The sequence below is a fragment of the Candidatus Zixiibacteriota bacterium genome, assembly GCA_029860345.1.
GTDB lineage: Bacteria > Zixibacteria > MSB-5A5 > GN15 > FEB-12 > JAJRTA01.
Genome location: JAOUBJ010000003.1, coordinates 185,465 through 202,204, shown reverse-complemented (window position 1 = coordinate 202,204; position 16,740 = coordinate 185,465). Strand labels below are relative to the sequence as shown.

Below are 16,740 nucleotides of genomic sequence, written 5' to 3'. Positions count from 1 at the left end.
CCGACCTGTGAGCGAGCACAACAAAGAAACCACGACAGACCTGTTTAGTACTGTCACCAAACATCTGAAGCGATATCGTTTCTACCTGATATCAGGCGGCGTCTGCATCATTGCATCTAATCTCTTGCTTTTGCTTTTGCCGTACATCACAAAGATCGTTTTTGATCTTCTGGAACAGCAAGGGACCGATCGCGAACGATTGAACTGGGTGCTGATCCTGATAGCCCTGGCTTTCTTGTCTGGTTTGTTTCGGTTTCTGACCAGACGCACCGTCATCTGGATGTCGCGACGAGTTGAGTATGATCTTCGGGGAGAGGTGTTCCGCCACCTATTGACTCTGTCACCCTCCTACTACGACAAGACCCGCACCGGTGATATAATGGCCCGCATGACCAGCGATCTGGAGGCCATTCGTATGATGGTCGGCCCTGGTATCATGCATTTTACCAGTACCATTGTGACATTCGTAATAGCCTTGTCGTTTATGGTCTATTTGTCGCCACGCTTGACCCTCTATTCTCTGGTTCCCATGGTGCTGTTTCCGTTGGTTGCCAATCGCGTTGGCAACCTTGTGCACAGGCGCGCCATGCGTATTCAGGATCACTTTTCGGTTCTCACTGCTTCAGTTCAGGAAAACATTGCCGGCATACGCGTTGTCAAAGCCTACCGTCAGGAGGAAAACGAAACCGAACATTTCGCGGGACTGTCAAGACAATACCTGGACCTCAACATGGATATGGCCCGGCTGTATGCCGCCATGGTGCCGATTCTCTTCTTGTTGGCCTCGCTCTTGATGTTGTCCGCGTTGTATTTCGGGGGTCTGGAAGTCATGAACGATGTTGTCCCGCTCGGGACTCTGGTTGCCTTTTTTGCCTATTTATCCATGCTCATCTGGCCGGCGGTGGCCCTTGGCTGGGTGGTGTCTTTGTACCAACGAGGCAAGGCGTCGCTTCAGCGGATCAATCGTATTCTGCACACCGAGCCGGACATAAAACAGAGCGCTGACAAACTGCATGCAGAAAAGATGCGTGGGCATATTGCGTTTCGCGCTCTGGATTTCAAGTATAACGGCACGAGAGTTCTTCGTGGAATCGAGCTTACCATCGAACCGGGTCAGACGATCGGATTGGTCGGTCGCACCGGTTCCGGTAAAACAACGCTTGTGTCGCTGCTGGCTCATCTTTATCCGATTGATCGAGGCCAGTTGTTTATTGACGGTGTCGACATTAACGACTGGGACCTATCGGCGCTGCGGCGTCAAATTGGGTTCGCAACGCAGGAGCCGTTCCTGTTTTCTGACAGCCTGGGCGACAACATTCGGTTCGGTGTCACCGGCGCTACCGATGAATCGGTCGAGCAAGCTGCGTCGACAGCGGCTCTGACCAAGGATGTCGACACTTTTGCCGACCGCTTTTCAACCATCATCGGCGAACGCGGCATCACCTTGTCCGGCGGCCAGAAACAACGCACGGCCATCGCGCGGGCGATCCTGACCGATCCGGCCGTGTTAGTGCTGGATGACGCAACATCGTCGGTTGACACCGAGACCGAAGATGAGATCAATCAACGGATATCCAGTGTCCTGGCCGGGCGGACGTCAATCATAATTTCGCACCGGGTCTCATCGGTCAAGGGCGCCGACCGGATTCTGTATTTGGAAGATGGCCGGATCGTCGAGCAGGGACCGCATGAGGAGTTGATAGCCCTGGGCGGGCGATATCATGATCTCCATCGTTCACAGTTACTGGCCGAACAGTTGGAGAACCTATGAGCGGGGGCAACAACTATCACGACGAAGAAGTGCTGGGCAAGGCATACGACGCTCGTCTGATGAAGCGACTGCTTACTTACATCCGGCCCTATCGGTTGTGGGTGACTCTGGCCGTGATTCTGCTTTTGTTGGGTTCGCTGCTTCAGATTTCGTTCGCTTTTTTCACGCAGATCGCCATCGACGATTACATAGCCCATGGTGACCAGGCCGGTTTGGTGCGCCTGGCTCTGGTATTTCTGTTGGCCGTTGGGCTTTCTTTCGGCGCCTCATTTGCGCAGTTGTACATCACGGCGTGGCTGGGGCAACGGGTGCTGCATGATATTCGAATGCAGGTTTTTTCGCATCTTCAAAAACTGCGCCTGAGTTATTTTGATCGCAACCCGGTCGGTCGGCTGGTGACCCGCGTGACATCCGACGTCAACGTGCTCAATGAGATGTTCTCCTCCGGAGTCGTTACAGTGATCGGCGATCTGTTCATGCTGGCTTTGATTGTCGCGGTCCTTCTATACTACAACTGGCAATTGGCTCTGATAACCTTTGTGGTCCTCCCTCTGTTGATTGGCGCCACTTTCCTCTTTCGGGCCAAGGTGCGGCGCGTCTATCGCGAGGTGCGGGTACGAGTGGCTCAGTTGAACGCTTTCGTTCAGGAGCACATCGGCGGCATCAAACTTCTGCAGTTGTTCGTGCGCGAGGAAAGAACCTATGACAGGTTCGACAAAATTAACCACGACCTGCAATCGGTGCACCATCGAGGTATCTACTACTATGCTATCTTTTTCCCGGCCGTCGAAATAATCAGCGCTTTGTCGTTGGCTCTCCTTCTGTATTATGGCGGCGCGCGCATAAACGAGGCTACATTGACTTTCGGGGAGCTGGTTGCGTTCATTCATCTGGTCGAACGTTTCTACCGACCGATAAGAGATCTTTCTGAAAAGTACAACATCCTGCAGGCTTCGATGGCATCATCCGAGCGCATCTTTGCACTCCTGGACACGGTACCGGCATCAACCGAAGGCGGTAGCGTGGGCAGGTTCACCGGACAGATGACGCTTGACAATGTCTGGTTTGCGTACAACCCGGATGAATGGGTGCTAAGGGATGTGTCGTTCACGGTTGAGCCGGGGGAGAAAGTAGCCATCGTGGGCGCCACCGGGGCCGGCAAGACCTCGCTGGTTTCGTTGCTGTATCGCTTTTATGATTATCAGCGGGGGGCAATCAAGTTGGATGGCCTCACGCTGAAAGACTGGTCGCAGCAACGTCTGCGTTCGCATCTCGGTTTGGTGCTGCAGGACGTATTTGTTTTCACCGGCGACTTCGCTACCAATGTGAGGTTGCGCGACAAGACCATCAGCGACGAGGCTGTTCGAGAGGCACTTCATCGTGTCGGCTTTGATCGCTTTCTTATCGATCTACCCGATGGCATCCACTCCAGGGTGCGGGAGCGTGGGGCTACACTGTCGACTGGTCAGAAGCAACTGCTGTCGTTTGCCCGAGCTTTGGCTCACGACCCTGATGTGTTGATTCTGGACGAGGCGACCAGTTCGGTGGATACTGAAACCGAGTTGCTGATACAGAAAGCTCTCGATGAACTTTTGAAAAACCGAACCTCGATTGTGATAGCACATCGTTTATCGACAATTGAGAAAGCCGACAAGATCGTAGTCCTGCACCACGGTGAAGTACGACAGATAGGTACCCATAATGATCTGGTGAAAGAACCGGGTATTTACCAAACACTTTATCAGATGCAGTACCAGAAACCAAAACGACCACCCTCGACTCCGGTGACATAGCCGATGACCATCGTGCCGCCCGGAAAGACAGCGATAAAACGGCTGAGTGGGCTCAGCGCCGAGCTTGCCCGTGAGGCCGGCGGCGTTCTCAAGCAGGGATTCAATCGCAGGCTGTCGATTGTGTATAAGGGGCGCATTGATCCGGTGACCCAGTTTGATCTTAAAGCAGAAAAACTGATAACCTCGCGCATCAGGAAACTCTACCCGGACCACGCCATCCTGGCCGAAGAAGGTACAGCCGTCGACTCGTTATCCCCCTATCGCTGGGTGATCGACCCGCTTGACGGCACGGTGAATTATGCCCACGGATTTCCCATGTACTGTGTTTCCATTGCCGTTGAATACGAGGAGCAGGCTGTAGCCGCCGCGGTGTTTGACCCGGAAAGAAATGAGATGTTCACGGCCGCAGTGGGATTGGGGAGTTTCTTAGACAGCCGAAAGATTCATGTCTCGTCCGAATCCCGTCTGGACCGATCTCTGTTGGCTACCGGATTTTCATATAAGGTGTCGACCGAGCGCAGGAACAATCTGGGCCTGTTCGCGCGCATGGTCAAGAAAGCCCAAGGCGTTCGTCGACCCGGATCGGCGGCCCTTGATCTCTGTTGGCTGGCCTGCGGACGAATCGATGGCTTCTGGGAACTCAATTTGCACCCCTGGGACACGGCCGCGGCGAGATTGATTGTTGAACAGGCAGGCGGCAGAGTGACCCGACTGAACGCGAGACCTTTTTCCATTTTCGACAAAGACATCCTGGCCTCCAACGGTCGCATCCATCGGGCCATGCAAAAAGTACTGACGGCAAAGTAGTCAAAGTCCGCTTGAACGTTTATTCCGGTCGCTTCGTCTCTTTTATTGACGCAATGGAGATACACCGGTATATTTAAGTCAGCACAGGATATCGTCGATGCTCGAACCGGGAGGTAAGCGCATGTCACCGGGTTTTCTCAGAACAACTTTACTTTGTCTAACGTTGATCTTCGCCTCGTGTGGTGATGATTCTGCCGTTAACAATGTCGATACCGTGCCGCCTGCTGCCATTGGTGATTTGCTGGCTCAATGCCGCTCCGATGGTGTTGTCACTTTGATCTGGACAGCTTCAGGTGACGACGGCATGTCGGGCACGGCCTCTCGGTACAAGATCGGTTATTCGGTTGAACGAATCGGCAGCGGCAACTTCGATCAAGTTCCTCTCCTCTCAGGACCGCCCAGTCCGAAAGCAGCAGGGCGGATCGACGCTGTCGACATATCCGGACTATACCCGGATGCTGTTTACTATTTTGCTATCAAAGTAATCGACGAAGCCGGGAATCAGTCCGGGCTTTCCAACACCGTTCATCTGCGCGCCTCGCCAAATGCCGACACCACGCCACCGGCTACGATCACAGACCTTCAGGTCACCGCCGTGACCGAGCAGAGTGTCGCACTCGCCTGGACGGCGACCGGAGACAATGGCAGCGTAGGCTTTGCTCTGCAATACCAATTGCGTATGGATGAAGGAGAAGATTTCGATTGGGGAAGGGCCACGATTGTGACCAACGTTCCTCAACCGGACAGCGCCGGAAAAAGAGAAGCGATGATCGTGACCGGCCTGGCCGCCGACAGCAGCTACTCTTTTGCGATAAGAGCGGCGGACGAGGAAGACAACTGGTCACCGGTTTCCAATGTGATAGCTGCGACCACCTGGGTCTCTACTGACAGCGTGCCGCCGTCGGCGATTGTTGATTTGATAGTGATTGACTCAGCCACCAATCACATTTCACTTAGCTGGACGGCGCCGGGTGACGATTCGGACAGCGGAACGGCGCGTGCATACGAGGTGCGGTTTTCCGTGGGCTCGTCGCTTGACTGGGAAGCGGCCAGGTCGGTGGACGAAGTGGCACCGCCGCAATCGGCTGGTACGCCTGAAACTCTGATTGTGCCGGACCTTGAAGAAGAAACCGCATACGCATTCGGCATCAAGAGTGTGGATGAAAACAACAACTGGTCGGGGTTGTCCAATGTTGTGAGCTTAACTACGCCGGTCGACACGATACCGCCGAACGCCATCACCGATCTACAGGTGACGGATTCAACTCACACTTCAGTAACTCTCACTTGGACGGCTAGCGGTGATGATGGTGCCTCGGGGACAGCTCACGTTTACAGTTTACGGTACTCACAGTCTCCTATCGACGATGCAACCTGGGCAGCCGCTACCGAAGTGGCCGGCCTTTCAGCGCCGCAGGGCTCAGGGTCGGTGGAGACATTTACAGTCACTGATCTGGGGAACGATGTAATCTACTACTTCGCCATCCGCACTGCCGACGATAAACTGAATTGGTCACCCCTTGCTGAAAACCTGGAAGTTTACTTACCCGGTCCGCTGGTTTGGCAGAAGAGTTATGGCGGGGCGGATACCGACGAGGCGAACGCTGTCACTCTCGCGAACGACGGCGGAATTGTGATTGCCGGCAAAACCAACTCATCCGGGGCCGGGGATTTCGATGGCTATGTGGTTAAGATTGACTCCGACGGTGATGTAGTGTGGGAGAAGACGTTCGGCGGCGCAGCCGAAGACCAGTTTAACGATATTATCGCCACTCCCGACGGTGGTTTTGCAGCGGTTGGTTTCACCAAATCCGCCGGAGCGGGTGGGAACGATGGTTGGCTGGTGAAACTGAACTCGTCCGGGACTAAAGTGTGGGAACGGACACATGGTGCGGACAGCCATGAATCTTTTTTGGAGGTGTTGCCGGCTGGTGACGGTGGCTACATCCTGGCAGGATACGGCATGGGTGGTGCCTACGTGGTCAAGACTGATGCCGCCGGAGATTCGGTGTGGGCCGATGTCTATTTCAGGTCGAGCAACTGCAATGGTCACTCGTCATCAGGAGTCTATAATAGCGTGGCACAAATGCCCGATGGATCGATCATGATTGCATGGACTGCATGGATACGCCGATTTTGGCCACCAGAAGATTGTGTGCCCGAAGTCCATTGTTTCCTGACCAAGCTGGATGTCCAGCAGAATGAGGTGTGGACGAAATTATCTCACGGCGACTGGTTCGGCGGCTATGCCGAATGGATGACGGGGACTATGGTGTCGACAAGCTCCGGAGGTTTTGCTATGGCCGGTGGCGAAAACACCAAGTTCTTTGCCAGTTGGGACACAGGTGGAAATCAGCTTTGGCGGCAAAACAGCGGCCATTGGATGGTTGATCCGGTCGACTTGGCTCAGTTGTCCGACGGTTCTTTTATCCCGGTGGGGTATACCCGTGGCTCGTTCGGCCAGGCGTGGTTTGGATTGGTCAACGCATCCGGAGAGTTGGTAGATCAGTTCTTGATTGGTGGCGATGCTGCCGACAGATTCCACGCCGTGACGGAACTTGACGACGGCTCCATAATAGCGGTCGGCTATACACGCTCCTTTAGCGAGTCCACCGACCTCTACGTGGTTAAGCTAAGTCCATAACCGGACCTATCCTCACGACAAGAATTCTTGGTTTTTGGTCTTCAAACAGCTATTTTCCTCGAGGTAACTCACAATGCAGCAATCTTAAACGTTGATGGACTATGCCCAAACAGACTCTTATCAAATCTACTTCCGGTATTCGCGGGATCGTTGGGGCCGGGCTTGATCCGGAACTGGTTGTAAAATACGGTGCTGCTTTCGGCACCATGCTAAGGACTGGTACGGTAGTGGTCGGACGAGACAGCCGACCGTCGGGCGAGATATTCATGCGAGCCGTTACGTCCGGGCTGACTTCGGTTGGTATCAATGTCGTCGAAACCGGTATCGTCCCCACGCCCACGGTCGAGATAGCTGTGAAGAAACTTAAAGCATCCGGCGGTATCTGTGTCACTGCTTCGCATAATCCAGCTCCGTGGAACGCTCTCAAGTTTTTCAATGACCGTGGCGAGTTTATCACACCGGCGCAATATAATAAGCTGGATAAGATTCTCACTGTCGGCAAGTTTGCATACAAACCTGCCGCCCGGCTGGGGCGGATTTCGACACAAACAGAGTGGATCGACCAGCATATCAAGATGACCCTTGCCTCCAAAGCGGTGAACCGGGCTGCAGTGAGGAAGCGGAAGTTCAAGATCGTGATCGACGCCATCAACGGCGCCGGTTCCCGGGCAATTCCAAAGCTTCTGCGCGAACTTGGTCTGAAAGTGATCGAGATTAATTGCAGGGAGGACGGCAACTTTGTTCACGAACCGGAACCAACACCGGCCAATCTTGGCCAGCTTGGTCGCGCCGTGAAGAAACACCGAGCCGATCTGGGTATGGCCTGCGATCCGGACGCCGACCGGTTGGCGTTGGTCGATGAACGAGGCAGACCCATCGGCGAGGAACTCACTTTGACCATTGCCGTCCAACAGGTGCTCTCCAAGCTCCATGGTCCCACCGTTATCAATTTGTCCACGTCGAAAGTTACGGCTGATGCCGCTACGGCGATGGGGTCCAAAGTGCATTACTCAAAAGTGGGTGAGGCCAATGTTGTCCAGATGATGCACCGGCGGAAAGGAGTGATTGGCGGTGAAGGCAACGGCGGTGTGATTTTCCCGAGCTTCCATGCCGGTCGTGACGCCCTTATTGCCGCCGCGCTGGTTCTGTCGCGTCTGGCCGAACAGAAGATAACTCTATCAGGGCTGGTGGAAACTTTGCCGACATACTATACTATAAAGTCAAAAGCGAAGTTACCGATTGATTTCAAACAGCGGCTGAGCCGTTTTGAGAAGAATACTGCGAGTCGCCTGTTGGGTCGTTCGCGTCTTGATCGCCGAGACGGACTGCGCTTTGACTTTGACCGAGGCTGGCTTCAGATAAGGTCGTCCAACACCGAGCCGATTTTTCGGTTGATTGTTGAAACCGATGAGGCCGAGTTGAGCCGCTCTCTGTCACGAAGTGTGATTGGATTGTTTAAGTAAGACGAGGGAAATCGCATGTGTGGAATCGTTGGATATGTCGGACATCGCCAGGCTATGCCGATTCTGATCAGCGGACTGAAGCGACTGGAGTATCGCGGTTATGATTCCGCCGGTATTGCCTTGATGACCGAGACCGGGTTGACGGTGGCCAAGGAGGCGGGTAAGATTGCGCGGCTGGAACAGTCGCTTGAGGAGATCGATTGCAACTGTACGCACGGCATGGCTCACACGAGATGGGCTACGCACGGGGAACCTAACCAGATCAACGCCCATCCGCACACCGATTCGGATCATGAAATCGCGCTGGTACACAATGGTATCATCGAGAACCATCGCGCACTTCGGGAATTCCTGGTTCGGCAGGGTTTCGTTTTTAAGACTGACACGGATACCGAAGTCCTGGTCCATCTGGTCCGCTTCAATTACTCGGGCAATCTGACTGAGGCCGTGCGGGTCGCTCTATCACAAGTGGACGGTACCTATGGGATCGCGGTCGTATCGTCACGCCATCCTCAGACGATTGTGGCGGCACGGATGGGGTCACCGCTGGTGCTCGGCAGTGGCGAAGGCGAGAACTTCGTTGCTTCCGATGTGTCGGCTATGCTTGAGCACACGAATAAAGTCGTTTACCTCACTGACGGTGAAATCGCTACCGTCACTATCGACGGGTTCGAAGTGACGACGATCCAAAACGTCAAGATAGACCCGCCCATTGAGGAAGTGAGTTGGACCCTTGACCAGATCGAAAAGGAAGGTTACGACCACTTCATGCTCAAGGAGATTCATGAGCAGTCAAGCACTCTTCCCAATGCTTTTCGTGGTCGCCTGAGTTGGGAGGAGGGCATACCGCGTCTCAACGGTCTCAATATGCAGATCGATGAACTGAGACGAATCAGGCGAATCATCGTCACTGCTTGCGGCACCTCCTGGCATGCCTCCTTGATCGGTGAGTACATGATAGAAGAACTGGCGCGCGTTCCTGTTGAAGTGGAATACGCCTCGGAGTTTCGCTATCGTTCCCCAATCATAGATGAGAGCACGTTGCTGTTTGCCATCAGTCAGTCCGGTGAAACGGCCGACACGCTGGCCGCGATGCGCGAAGCGAAACAACGCGGCGCCACGGTCCTCAGCCTGGTCAATGTCGTCGGCAGTACCATTGCCCGTGAATCGGACGGCGGCGTTTACATCCATGCCGGTCCGGAAATCGGAGTGGCATCGACCAAGGCCTTCACACATCAGGTGATGGTTGTATCTTTGATCGCCACGTTGTTGGGACGAATGCGTCATCTTTCGGTGCAACAGGGGCAGGAGATCATCGGCGCCATCCAAAAGATACCCGAACAGGTGCAATGGATTCTGGAATCGGAACAGCAGATTAAGAAGATCGCCGACGAATACTATAAGGCGAACAACTTCCTCTATCTTGGTCGTGGTATAAATTTCCCTACAGCCCTTGAGGGCGCGCTCAAACTCAAGGAGATTTCATACATACACGCCGAAGGATATCCAGCCGCCGAGATGAAGCACGGACCCATCGCCTTGATCGACGATTCCATGCCGGTGGTAGTGATCGCTTTGCGGGACCCGGTCTATGACAAGGTAATGTCCAACATAGCTGAGGTGCGGGCACGTAAAGGGAAGATCATTGCTATTGCCACCGAAGGGGACACGGAGATTGCCGAGCGCGTCAATCATGTAATCTATATTCCCAACACCTATCGGCTGTTGACACCGCTGTTGTCGATCATCCCGCTTCAATTGTTGGCTTACCATATTGCCGTGATGCGTGGCTGTCATGTAGATCAACCGCGCAATCTGGCCAAATCGGTCACTGTGGAATAGAGCCGGAGGGTCGCCGTGAATCAACGAACTCAAGCCAAAGCAGATATCGTTCCATTCACCATGGAGTACGCGCCGGTCGTTCGTTCATGGATCGATTCGGAGGAGACGTACAAGAACCTTTGTCGCGGCAAGGACTACCCACCGCCCGAAGAGATTGTCGAATCCTGGCAGCGAGACGCTGTTTCTTCTTACATTCTTCTCTGGCAACGCAGACCGGTGGCCTACGGTGAACTGTTCAACCGACCGCTTGAGATGGCCGTTGAAATCACGCATCTGATTGTCGATCCGGTCAAGCGCTGTGAAGGCTACGGCACCAAGATGCTCGAGCTTCTGTACAACCGAGCCGCCGCGCGGGCCAACGTGGCCAAAGTTGTGCTCAATCTGTATGGTGACAGCGAAATCACATTGGGATGCTATCTCAAGGCCGGCTTCGTCATCGAAGCCACGTCATCCTATACCATCGGTTTCCGCATGGCGCGGATGGTTACATGAGCGCCGACCGGCCGCATCCTGACTCATCCACTGCTGAACCAATGTCGGATCGTATCGCCCAACCTCGAATGTACACGGAGCTTGCGCATCTGTGGACCCTGGTTAGTGCGCCTTCAGATTACGCCGATGAAGCTCGACACTGGCGCAACGTGCTGTACACCAAGCTCGGTGCAGGGCATCATGAGCTGCTGGAACTTGGTGTCGGCGGCGGGAACAACCTTTCGCACATTCTCAGACCTCAGGTACCTGATCATGGAGGGCAGCATACCGGTGGTGGCTGCGCACCTTCCAAGTCCCCTCTCGAGAGGGGATTCGGGGGTGTGTCTCATCAGCACAAAAACACACCCCGCCCTTCGGGCACCCCTCTCAAGAGGGGAAAAGAGAATGCTACCGCGGAGCAGGATGTTATTGACGCTGCAACAATCAGCTTCAGGGCTACTGCCGTTGATCTCTCGGACAAGATGCTGAATAATTCCCGACTACTCAACCCGGATGTCGAGCATCATCTGGGCGATATGCGCACCGTGCGACTGGGGCGCAAGTTCGACGCTGTGTTGATTCACGATGCCATCAGCTACATGGCATCGGAGGACGATTTGGTGGCAACATTCAACACCGCCGCCGTCCATCTGGAAAGAGGTGGCCTGTTCATGACCACTCCGGATCACTTTGAGGAGTCCTTTGTCGAGGGCGCCGTTAGCCACAATAGTAACACCGAAGACGGAACTACTCTTACTTTGATCGAATACTCCCACCGCCCGGACCATTCACGGCCGGTGTATGAAACCCTGATGTTCTATTTGATTTCAGAGGGCGGGAAGGTGCGCATCGAACAGGATCGACATCGGTTTGGGTTGTTTCCGATAGCTACCTGGGTACGTTTGCTGAAAGAGGCCGGATTTGATGTTGAGAAGTATCCCTACGACGTTCACGACGACCACCACGAGTCGTACCTGTTGGTGAGCACGTTGCGTTAGGACTCATCGGTAGCGCCCGCCCGTGGTTGCCGTTTGGGTGTGACTGTCGTGCGAGAATGCGGACCCGGATTATTGGTAAGCCAACAAGAAACCGACTCCCTGTATTGGAGAGTCGGTTTTTATTATTCGCGGGTCGAGACCCTTGTCTTTGCGGTCCGGTTACGGCCCCGTGCGTCCGGCGACCGGCAAGGTCACGCCGAGCACAACCTGTACCATCGTACCCGAAGGGTCGGTCAGCACATAGTGAAACCTCGGCATGACGAACCAGGCGAACTTATCGCCGGCCATTCTGGTGTAAAGAACTCCGGCGTTAAAACCGAATTCGTCCAAACCGCTATACTGCCCGGCGCCGAATGCGAGGAATAAGGCCTGCTGGTTTTCGACATAGTTCAGTGCATAGAGGCCGCTGGCCAGTATGTTCAATTTGGTGTCTGTCGTGGACGCGGAAAGACCACCGAGCGAGGCTTGCGTCTTATAAGACTGAAAGCCCAGCTCGCCTCCGAGAAAGAACTTGTCGGTCAGCCCATAGTGGAAGGCACCTCCGAAGGAGAGACCGGCCTCAAAGGAGACGTTGACTCCCGCAATTGTCTCATCGAAGAACAAATCCCCAAAGCCAAAAGTGTAGCCACCGTATCCACTCACCAACGCCCAGCCTTTCATGCCGTCGCCTTCCTCGGCGGCAGCAGTGACGCTAAGCGCAAGACATAGCACCAACATTAACAACAATGATCGTCTCATCTGTACATCTCCTGTGATTGTGTGAAGGGTCTGTTTGGTTTCTTCCTTGAACTCCTATTCGTCAGGCATGACTCAATGTCTGCACCACCACCATCTCTGGTGTTCTCTCATATAATTCGTATCAACCTGTGCTCCAGCCCACGATGTGTCAACAAACAAATTGGGTCCAAATTGTACAAACTGGCAGACGGTTTTTTTGCTTGCGGGTCAATCCGATTATCGAGTATGTTGCCTGTTAATAAGCCGTGGACCACAAACCTCAGGAGGTAAGATGAGACGTTTGGTATTGATTACGATGTTGGCCGTGTTGTTTATGGCCACCACCGCCGGCGCCTTCGATGGATTGCGTAAAGGATTCGTGCTCGGTGGCGGATTGGGCGTGGCCGCCCAAGCGGAGTGGTCGGTGGATTTTCTGGGCTTCCCCGTTGGAGAAGACGGCACCGGCCTGGGAGTGAATTTTATCATAGGGTACGGCTGGGACGAACAGAATATGATCGTCTACGAAGGGAATGTTGCGGCATGGAAAGGTGACATATCCGACGCGGACATCGTTCAAGGTTTCAACGGAGCCGCATGGTACCACTACTTCGGTCCTGTCGGTAAGTCGTTCTTTACGGTTGGCGGCCTTGGTGCATATATCTTTCATGTTGATGAATACGAAGCCGATCCGGGCTTTGGTTTCATGGTTGGAGCCGGATACGAGTTTGCTCGCCATTGGCAAGCAGCGGTCTATTTCGCAAAGGGTAAAACGGAAGAATCCCCAGTGGAATTTGATCACCAGCATATCAACATTCTGGTGAGTGGCGTCGCTTTCTGATCTGGATTATTGGTTTTTGCATGAGCCGGCTCCGCTTGGGACCGGCTCTTTTTTTGGGCTTGTTGAAAAAATCCCTCCTCCATGTTGCGGTGGGTCCTGTCCGCCGCGGCGGGCGCCAGCGGATTCGTGTGACCCGCCGCCGCTGTCATGTATGGAGTTAGGTGTCGGGTCACAATCACGCCTTCGGTGCGCTCAGGACCCGACACAACACAAACGGGGTATGTCAACAAGCCCTTTTTTGGGGGAGCTATGGACGAATGGAATCTAAGCGAACACATGGAAATCGGTGGCGGCCCAAACAACACCGTTGATAATCAACTCCACACGATGTCGACCGGGATAATGGCGCCGAGTGTTCTGATCGGCAAACGAACGGACGGTTTCGAGTTTGAGGGAGTCCTGCGAGGGCAGAATCTTCTCGGACCACTTGAACAGTTTCATGGAGGTCCTGTCGGCCGGACGGGTGTAGCTGATACGATAATCGATGGCCAGCTTTTGATGTTTGGCCGCTGTCGATCTAAGATGCAAACCTAATGACAAAGCCGAACCAATCTCGATCCGTTTTGGTGTCAGCCCAAACCTGACCAGGTCGATCTTTGGTCTCACCGTAAAACCTAACAGCCCGAACACTCGCGGGTCGCCGTTCTTCACCAGCGTCCGGCAGCCACGTTTGACGATCCAGTTGGTGTGTGGATTGTTGTCGGCCAGCCAGCGTTCCGCCCATTTTATCACGATGTCGGGGTTCTCTTTTGAAATATCGTTGAGATTATTGGCTACCGCTTTGCGCACATACAGCGAAGAGTCCGCTTTCAGTTTTTCAAGCAGTTTCAACACCGGCCGGGGGTCCTTCTTGAATGCTTCAATGTGTGCCGTCCAGACACCACGTGGACGTGAACCTTCGGCCGCCAGACGACGCACGTGCTCGTTGGGATCATCGGCCCATCCGGACATGACTTCCAGCATGGGTATCGGCTGTTTTATGATGAACGAACGGATCGCAAATTCGCCGGTGCCATAAGGTGTCAAGGCCTTAAGGGCGCGCATGGACTCGCCAAAACGTCCCTGTCCGAACCGTTCGACATATCCGGTCAGCGCCCAGTTTTCGAATTCGCCGAGTTGAGGAGCGGCCTTCAGAAGGATACCTACTGCCTTGGGGTAGTCGTTCGGCAAAAACCTTCCCAGAGTTTCTGAGATGCGATTAATGCGGTCTTTCAAGTTGAGGTCAAAGAACCCACGCGAAGTCAGTTCGCGTATGAATCTTGTCTTGTCGAACTTGCTGTATGCACGGCTGAACACTTGAGCGATTCGGTTGACCATATCATCATCGACCCAGTCTTTCCACAGCGGGCTGCTCTTGGGTTTTGCTTTGGTCATTGATGGTCCTTGCTTCGTCTTGCCGCGCCTCACCAGGCACCTTCAAAGGCGAATCCCGGTCAACCTACGACTGGTGCTCAAACGGCAAAGAGATGGTAAAGCGGCTTCCCCGCCCCACGGTACTTTCGGCTCTAATCTCGCCGCCGTGTTTGCTGACGATATTGTGCGATGCAAACAGTCCCAGGCCGGCTTTTGCACGTGGACCCGTTTGCGTGAAATTCGGTTCGAACAGATGTGACAACTGATCTTCGGCAATGCCGGCGCCGGTGTCCCGTATTTCTATACTCAAACTGTTATCGTTACTTGAGGTAGTCACGGTGATGGTGCCTTCGCCGTCCATTGACTGCATCGCATTTGTCAGCAGGTTCAGAAAGACCTGGTTCATTTCCGATGCGTAGCAGGTAAGTTTGGGGATGTTGTCATATTGTCTGACAACAGAGATACGTCCGTCAAGTTCATGGTTCAGCACGGCCAAGGCGCTCTCCAGGCCATCATGAAGGTCGACCGTTTGATAGGTTGCTTCGTCCAACCGCGCAAAGCTCTTGAGATTGTGCACGATTGAGGCCAGGCGATCACCGGCACTGTGAGCGATAGTGTGGTTGTCACTGAGCGTTCGCATAACCAACCTGAACTGTTCGAACATGTCGGTGTCCTGCAACAGGTTTTCAAGGTCAAGTTGACTGAGTCGTTCGAGGCTGCGGCGCAAGACATCGATAGCGCTTTTCATCGATCCCAGCGGGCTGTTCATCTCATGCAGGATGCCGGCGACCAGTTTGCCCAGTGCAGCCATCTTCTCAGCCTGCACCAGGTGCGCCTGGGCTGTTTGGATCTGCTGAAGCAGTTGCTTAAGTTGCTCGTTCTTCTCTTTTAGTTCGACGTTTTTCAGCCGCTCGATCTCTGCTTCGTTTTCGGATTTCTCGATTTCATAGCTGACCTGAAGATTCTTGACTCTGGTGTTGGCATCGTCCCCGGATACTTCGTCGCGCACTTGCTGAAAGGCCCGCTGGTGTTTCAGCGCTTCTTCAAAACTACCGGCTGCTTCATAGGCGTCCGACAGCGCTCTATGGGCCTGATAGATTCGCAGTTTTACATTGACGTCCAGCGCGATCCTCAACGCTTCGGTGAGAAGCTCCAAAGCGGCGGTTACCTCTCCTTGTTGCAGTTTGAGTTTGCCCAGGTTTATCAACGATGTGGATTGTGCCTGCCGCATACCGATCCGCCGACGGATTTCGAGACTGCGGGTGTGGCAGTCCAGGGCAACTTCGAATTCACCAAGCTCTTGATGGATCTCCCCGAGATCGTTTAGCGACCGGGCGATACCGATGTTGTTCTTGTGGTTTTCAAAAATCTCCAGGCTCTTTCGGAAATAACAAGCGGCTTCGGCCAGATCACCTTTGCTTTTGTACACCATGCCGATGGCGTTAATAGCCCGGCCGCGTCCGGAGATGGCTATACGATCATCACCCAGGTTTTCAAAAATAGCGAGACTCTGGCGGGCATACTCAAGCGCCTGATCAAAGTCTCCCAGTTCGAGAAAACCGGTGCCGATTCCGTGAAGCGCCCAGGCCTCCTGCGCCGGCCGCCCAATCTGACGATACAGTTTCAGTGACTCAAATCCGTTAGCCAGGGCCTGTTCGTAGTTGCCCACACTTAGCTGAACACCGGCGCTGATGGTCAAAGCGCGCGCAATCGTCATCGGATCGCCGTCCTGGCGGGCCAGGTGCAGCCCTTCGTGAATCTTGGGAAGTGCCGCTGCATGGTCCGAGTGTAGATAGTGTGTAAAGGCAATGCCGGTCAGGGCCCCGGCCAAGCCCCTTTGATAGGATATTTGCTCGGCCAGGTGATACGCCTTTTCGGACAACTCCAACCCCCTGTCCGGATTGTTGACACTTGTTTGCTCAACAATCCGAAGCAGAAGCTTGACCGATTCCTCGGTCGGTTCAAGCTCCCTGCCGTCGGTTGTTAAGGCGGCAAGCTGGTTTTCCAGCGCGGCTGAGTTTTCAGTCATTTCGTCCTGCTGTG

Annotated in this window: 12 protein-coding genes; 9 read left to right on the top strand and 3 right to left on the bottom strand. The window is 54.1% G+C overall.

The features are described 5' to 3' along the window. Positions 1 to 7 precede the first annotated feature (7 nt). The 8 genes from OEV49_04480 to OEV49_04445 all read left to right on the top strand — a co-directional run bounded on the left by OEV49_04480 (position 8) and on the right by OEV49_04445 (position 11,789). Entirely contained in the window at positions 8 to 1,771 is a 1,764-nt protein-coding gene (locus tag OEV49_04480) for an ABC transporter ATP-binding protein/permease (GenBank protein MDH3890319.1), read from the top strand. Beyond that, positions 1,768 to 3,564: an ABC transporter ATP-binding protein/permease gene (locus tag OEV49_04475; protein ID MDH3890318.1), complete on the top strand. Its 1,797-nt coding sequence runs from the start codon at positions 1,768 to 1,770 to the stop codon at positions 3,562 to 3,564. The genes OEV49_04480 and OEV49_04475 overlap by 4 nt, the downstream gene beginning before the upstream one ends. Positions 3,565 to 3,567: 3 nt before the next feature. After that, positions 3,568 to 4,371: an inositol monophosphatase gene (locus OEV49_04470; protein ID MDH3890317.1), complete on the top strand. Its 804-nt coding sequence runs from the start codon at positions 3,568 to 3,570 to the stop codon at positions 4,369 to 4,371. A 97-nt stretch (positions 4,372 to 4,468) separates the two neighbouring features. Further along, complete coding sequence (locus OEV49_04465) at positions 4,469 to 7,015, top strand: fibronectin type III domain-containing protein (GenBank protein ID MDH3890316.1); 2,547 nt, start codon at positions 4,469 to 4,471, stop codon at positions 7,013 to 7,015. Positions 7,016 to 7,116: 101 nt separating this feature from the next. Beyond that, a complete protein-coding gene (gene glmM / locus OEV49_04460) occupies positions 7,117 to 8,478 on the top strand; it encodes a phosphoglucosamine mutase (GenBank protein ID MDH3890315.1) in 1,362 nt (453 codons plus the stop codon). Positions 8,479 to 8,493: 15 nt separating this feature from the next. Then, positions 8,494 to 10,320, top strand: a complete 1,827-nt coding sequence (glmS, locus tag OEV49_04455) for a glutamine--fructose-6-phosphate transaminase (isomerizing) (GenBank protein MDH3890314.1) — start codon at positions 8,494 to 8,496, stop codon at positions 10,318 to 10,320. A gap of 15 nt (positions 10,321 to 10,335) precedes the next feature. Then, positions 10,336 to 10,812: a GNAT family N-acetyltransferase gene (locus tag OEV49_04450; GenBank protein MDH3890313.1), complete on the top strand. Its 477-nt coding sequence runs from the start codon at positions 10,336 to 10,338 to the stop codon at positions 10,810 to 10,812. Continuing rightward, entirely contained in the window at positions 10,809 to 11,789 is a 981-nt protein-coding gene (locus OEV49_04445) for a class I SAM-dependent methyltransferase (GenBank protein ID MDH3890312.1), read from the top strand. Before OEV49_04450 ends, OEV49_04445 begins: the two co-directional genes overlap by 4 nt. A gap of 159 nt (positions 11,790 to 11,948) precedes the next feature. Here OEV49_04445 and OEV49_04440 read toward each other — a convergent pair whose 3' ends face one another. After that, positions 11,949 to 12,527, bottom strand: a complete 579-nt coding sequence (locus tag OEV49_04440; GenBank protein ID MDH3890311.1) for a hypothetical protein — start codon at positions 12,525 to 12,527, stop codon at positions 11,949 to 11,951. A gap of 271 nt (positions 12,528 to 12,798) precedes the next feature. Here OEV49_04440 and OEV49_04435 point away from each other — a divergent pair, with 271 nt between their 5' ends. Next, positions 12,799 to 13,344 carry a hypothetical protein gene (locus OEV49_04435; protein ID MDH3890310.1) on the top strand — a complete coding sequence of 182 codons (546 nt, stop codon included), beginning with the start codon at positions 12,799 to 12,801 and terminating at the stop codon, positions 13,342 to 13,344. A 264-nt stretch (positions 13,345 to 13,608) separates the two neighbouring features. Here the strand turns inward: OEV49_04435 and OEV49_04430 are convergent, their stop codons facing one another. Both OEV49_04430 and OEV49_04425 read right to left on the bottom strand, forming a co-directional pair. Further along, positions 13,609 to 14,718, bottom strand: coding sequence for a DNA alkylation repair protein (locus OEV49_04430; GenBank protein ID MDH3890309.1), 1,110 nt, complete (start codon positions 14,716 to 14,718; stop codon positions 13,609 to 13,611). Between the two features lie 64 nt (positions 14,719 to 14,782). Then, positions 14,783 to 16,726 (bottom strand): tetratricopeptide repeat protein, encoded by a 1,944-nt coding sequence (locus OEV49_04425; protein MDH3890308.1) that lies wholly within the window; start codon positions 16,724 to 16,726, stop codon positions 14,783 to 14,785. Positions 16,727 to 16,740 lie beyond the last annotated feature (14 nt).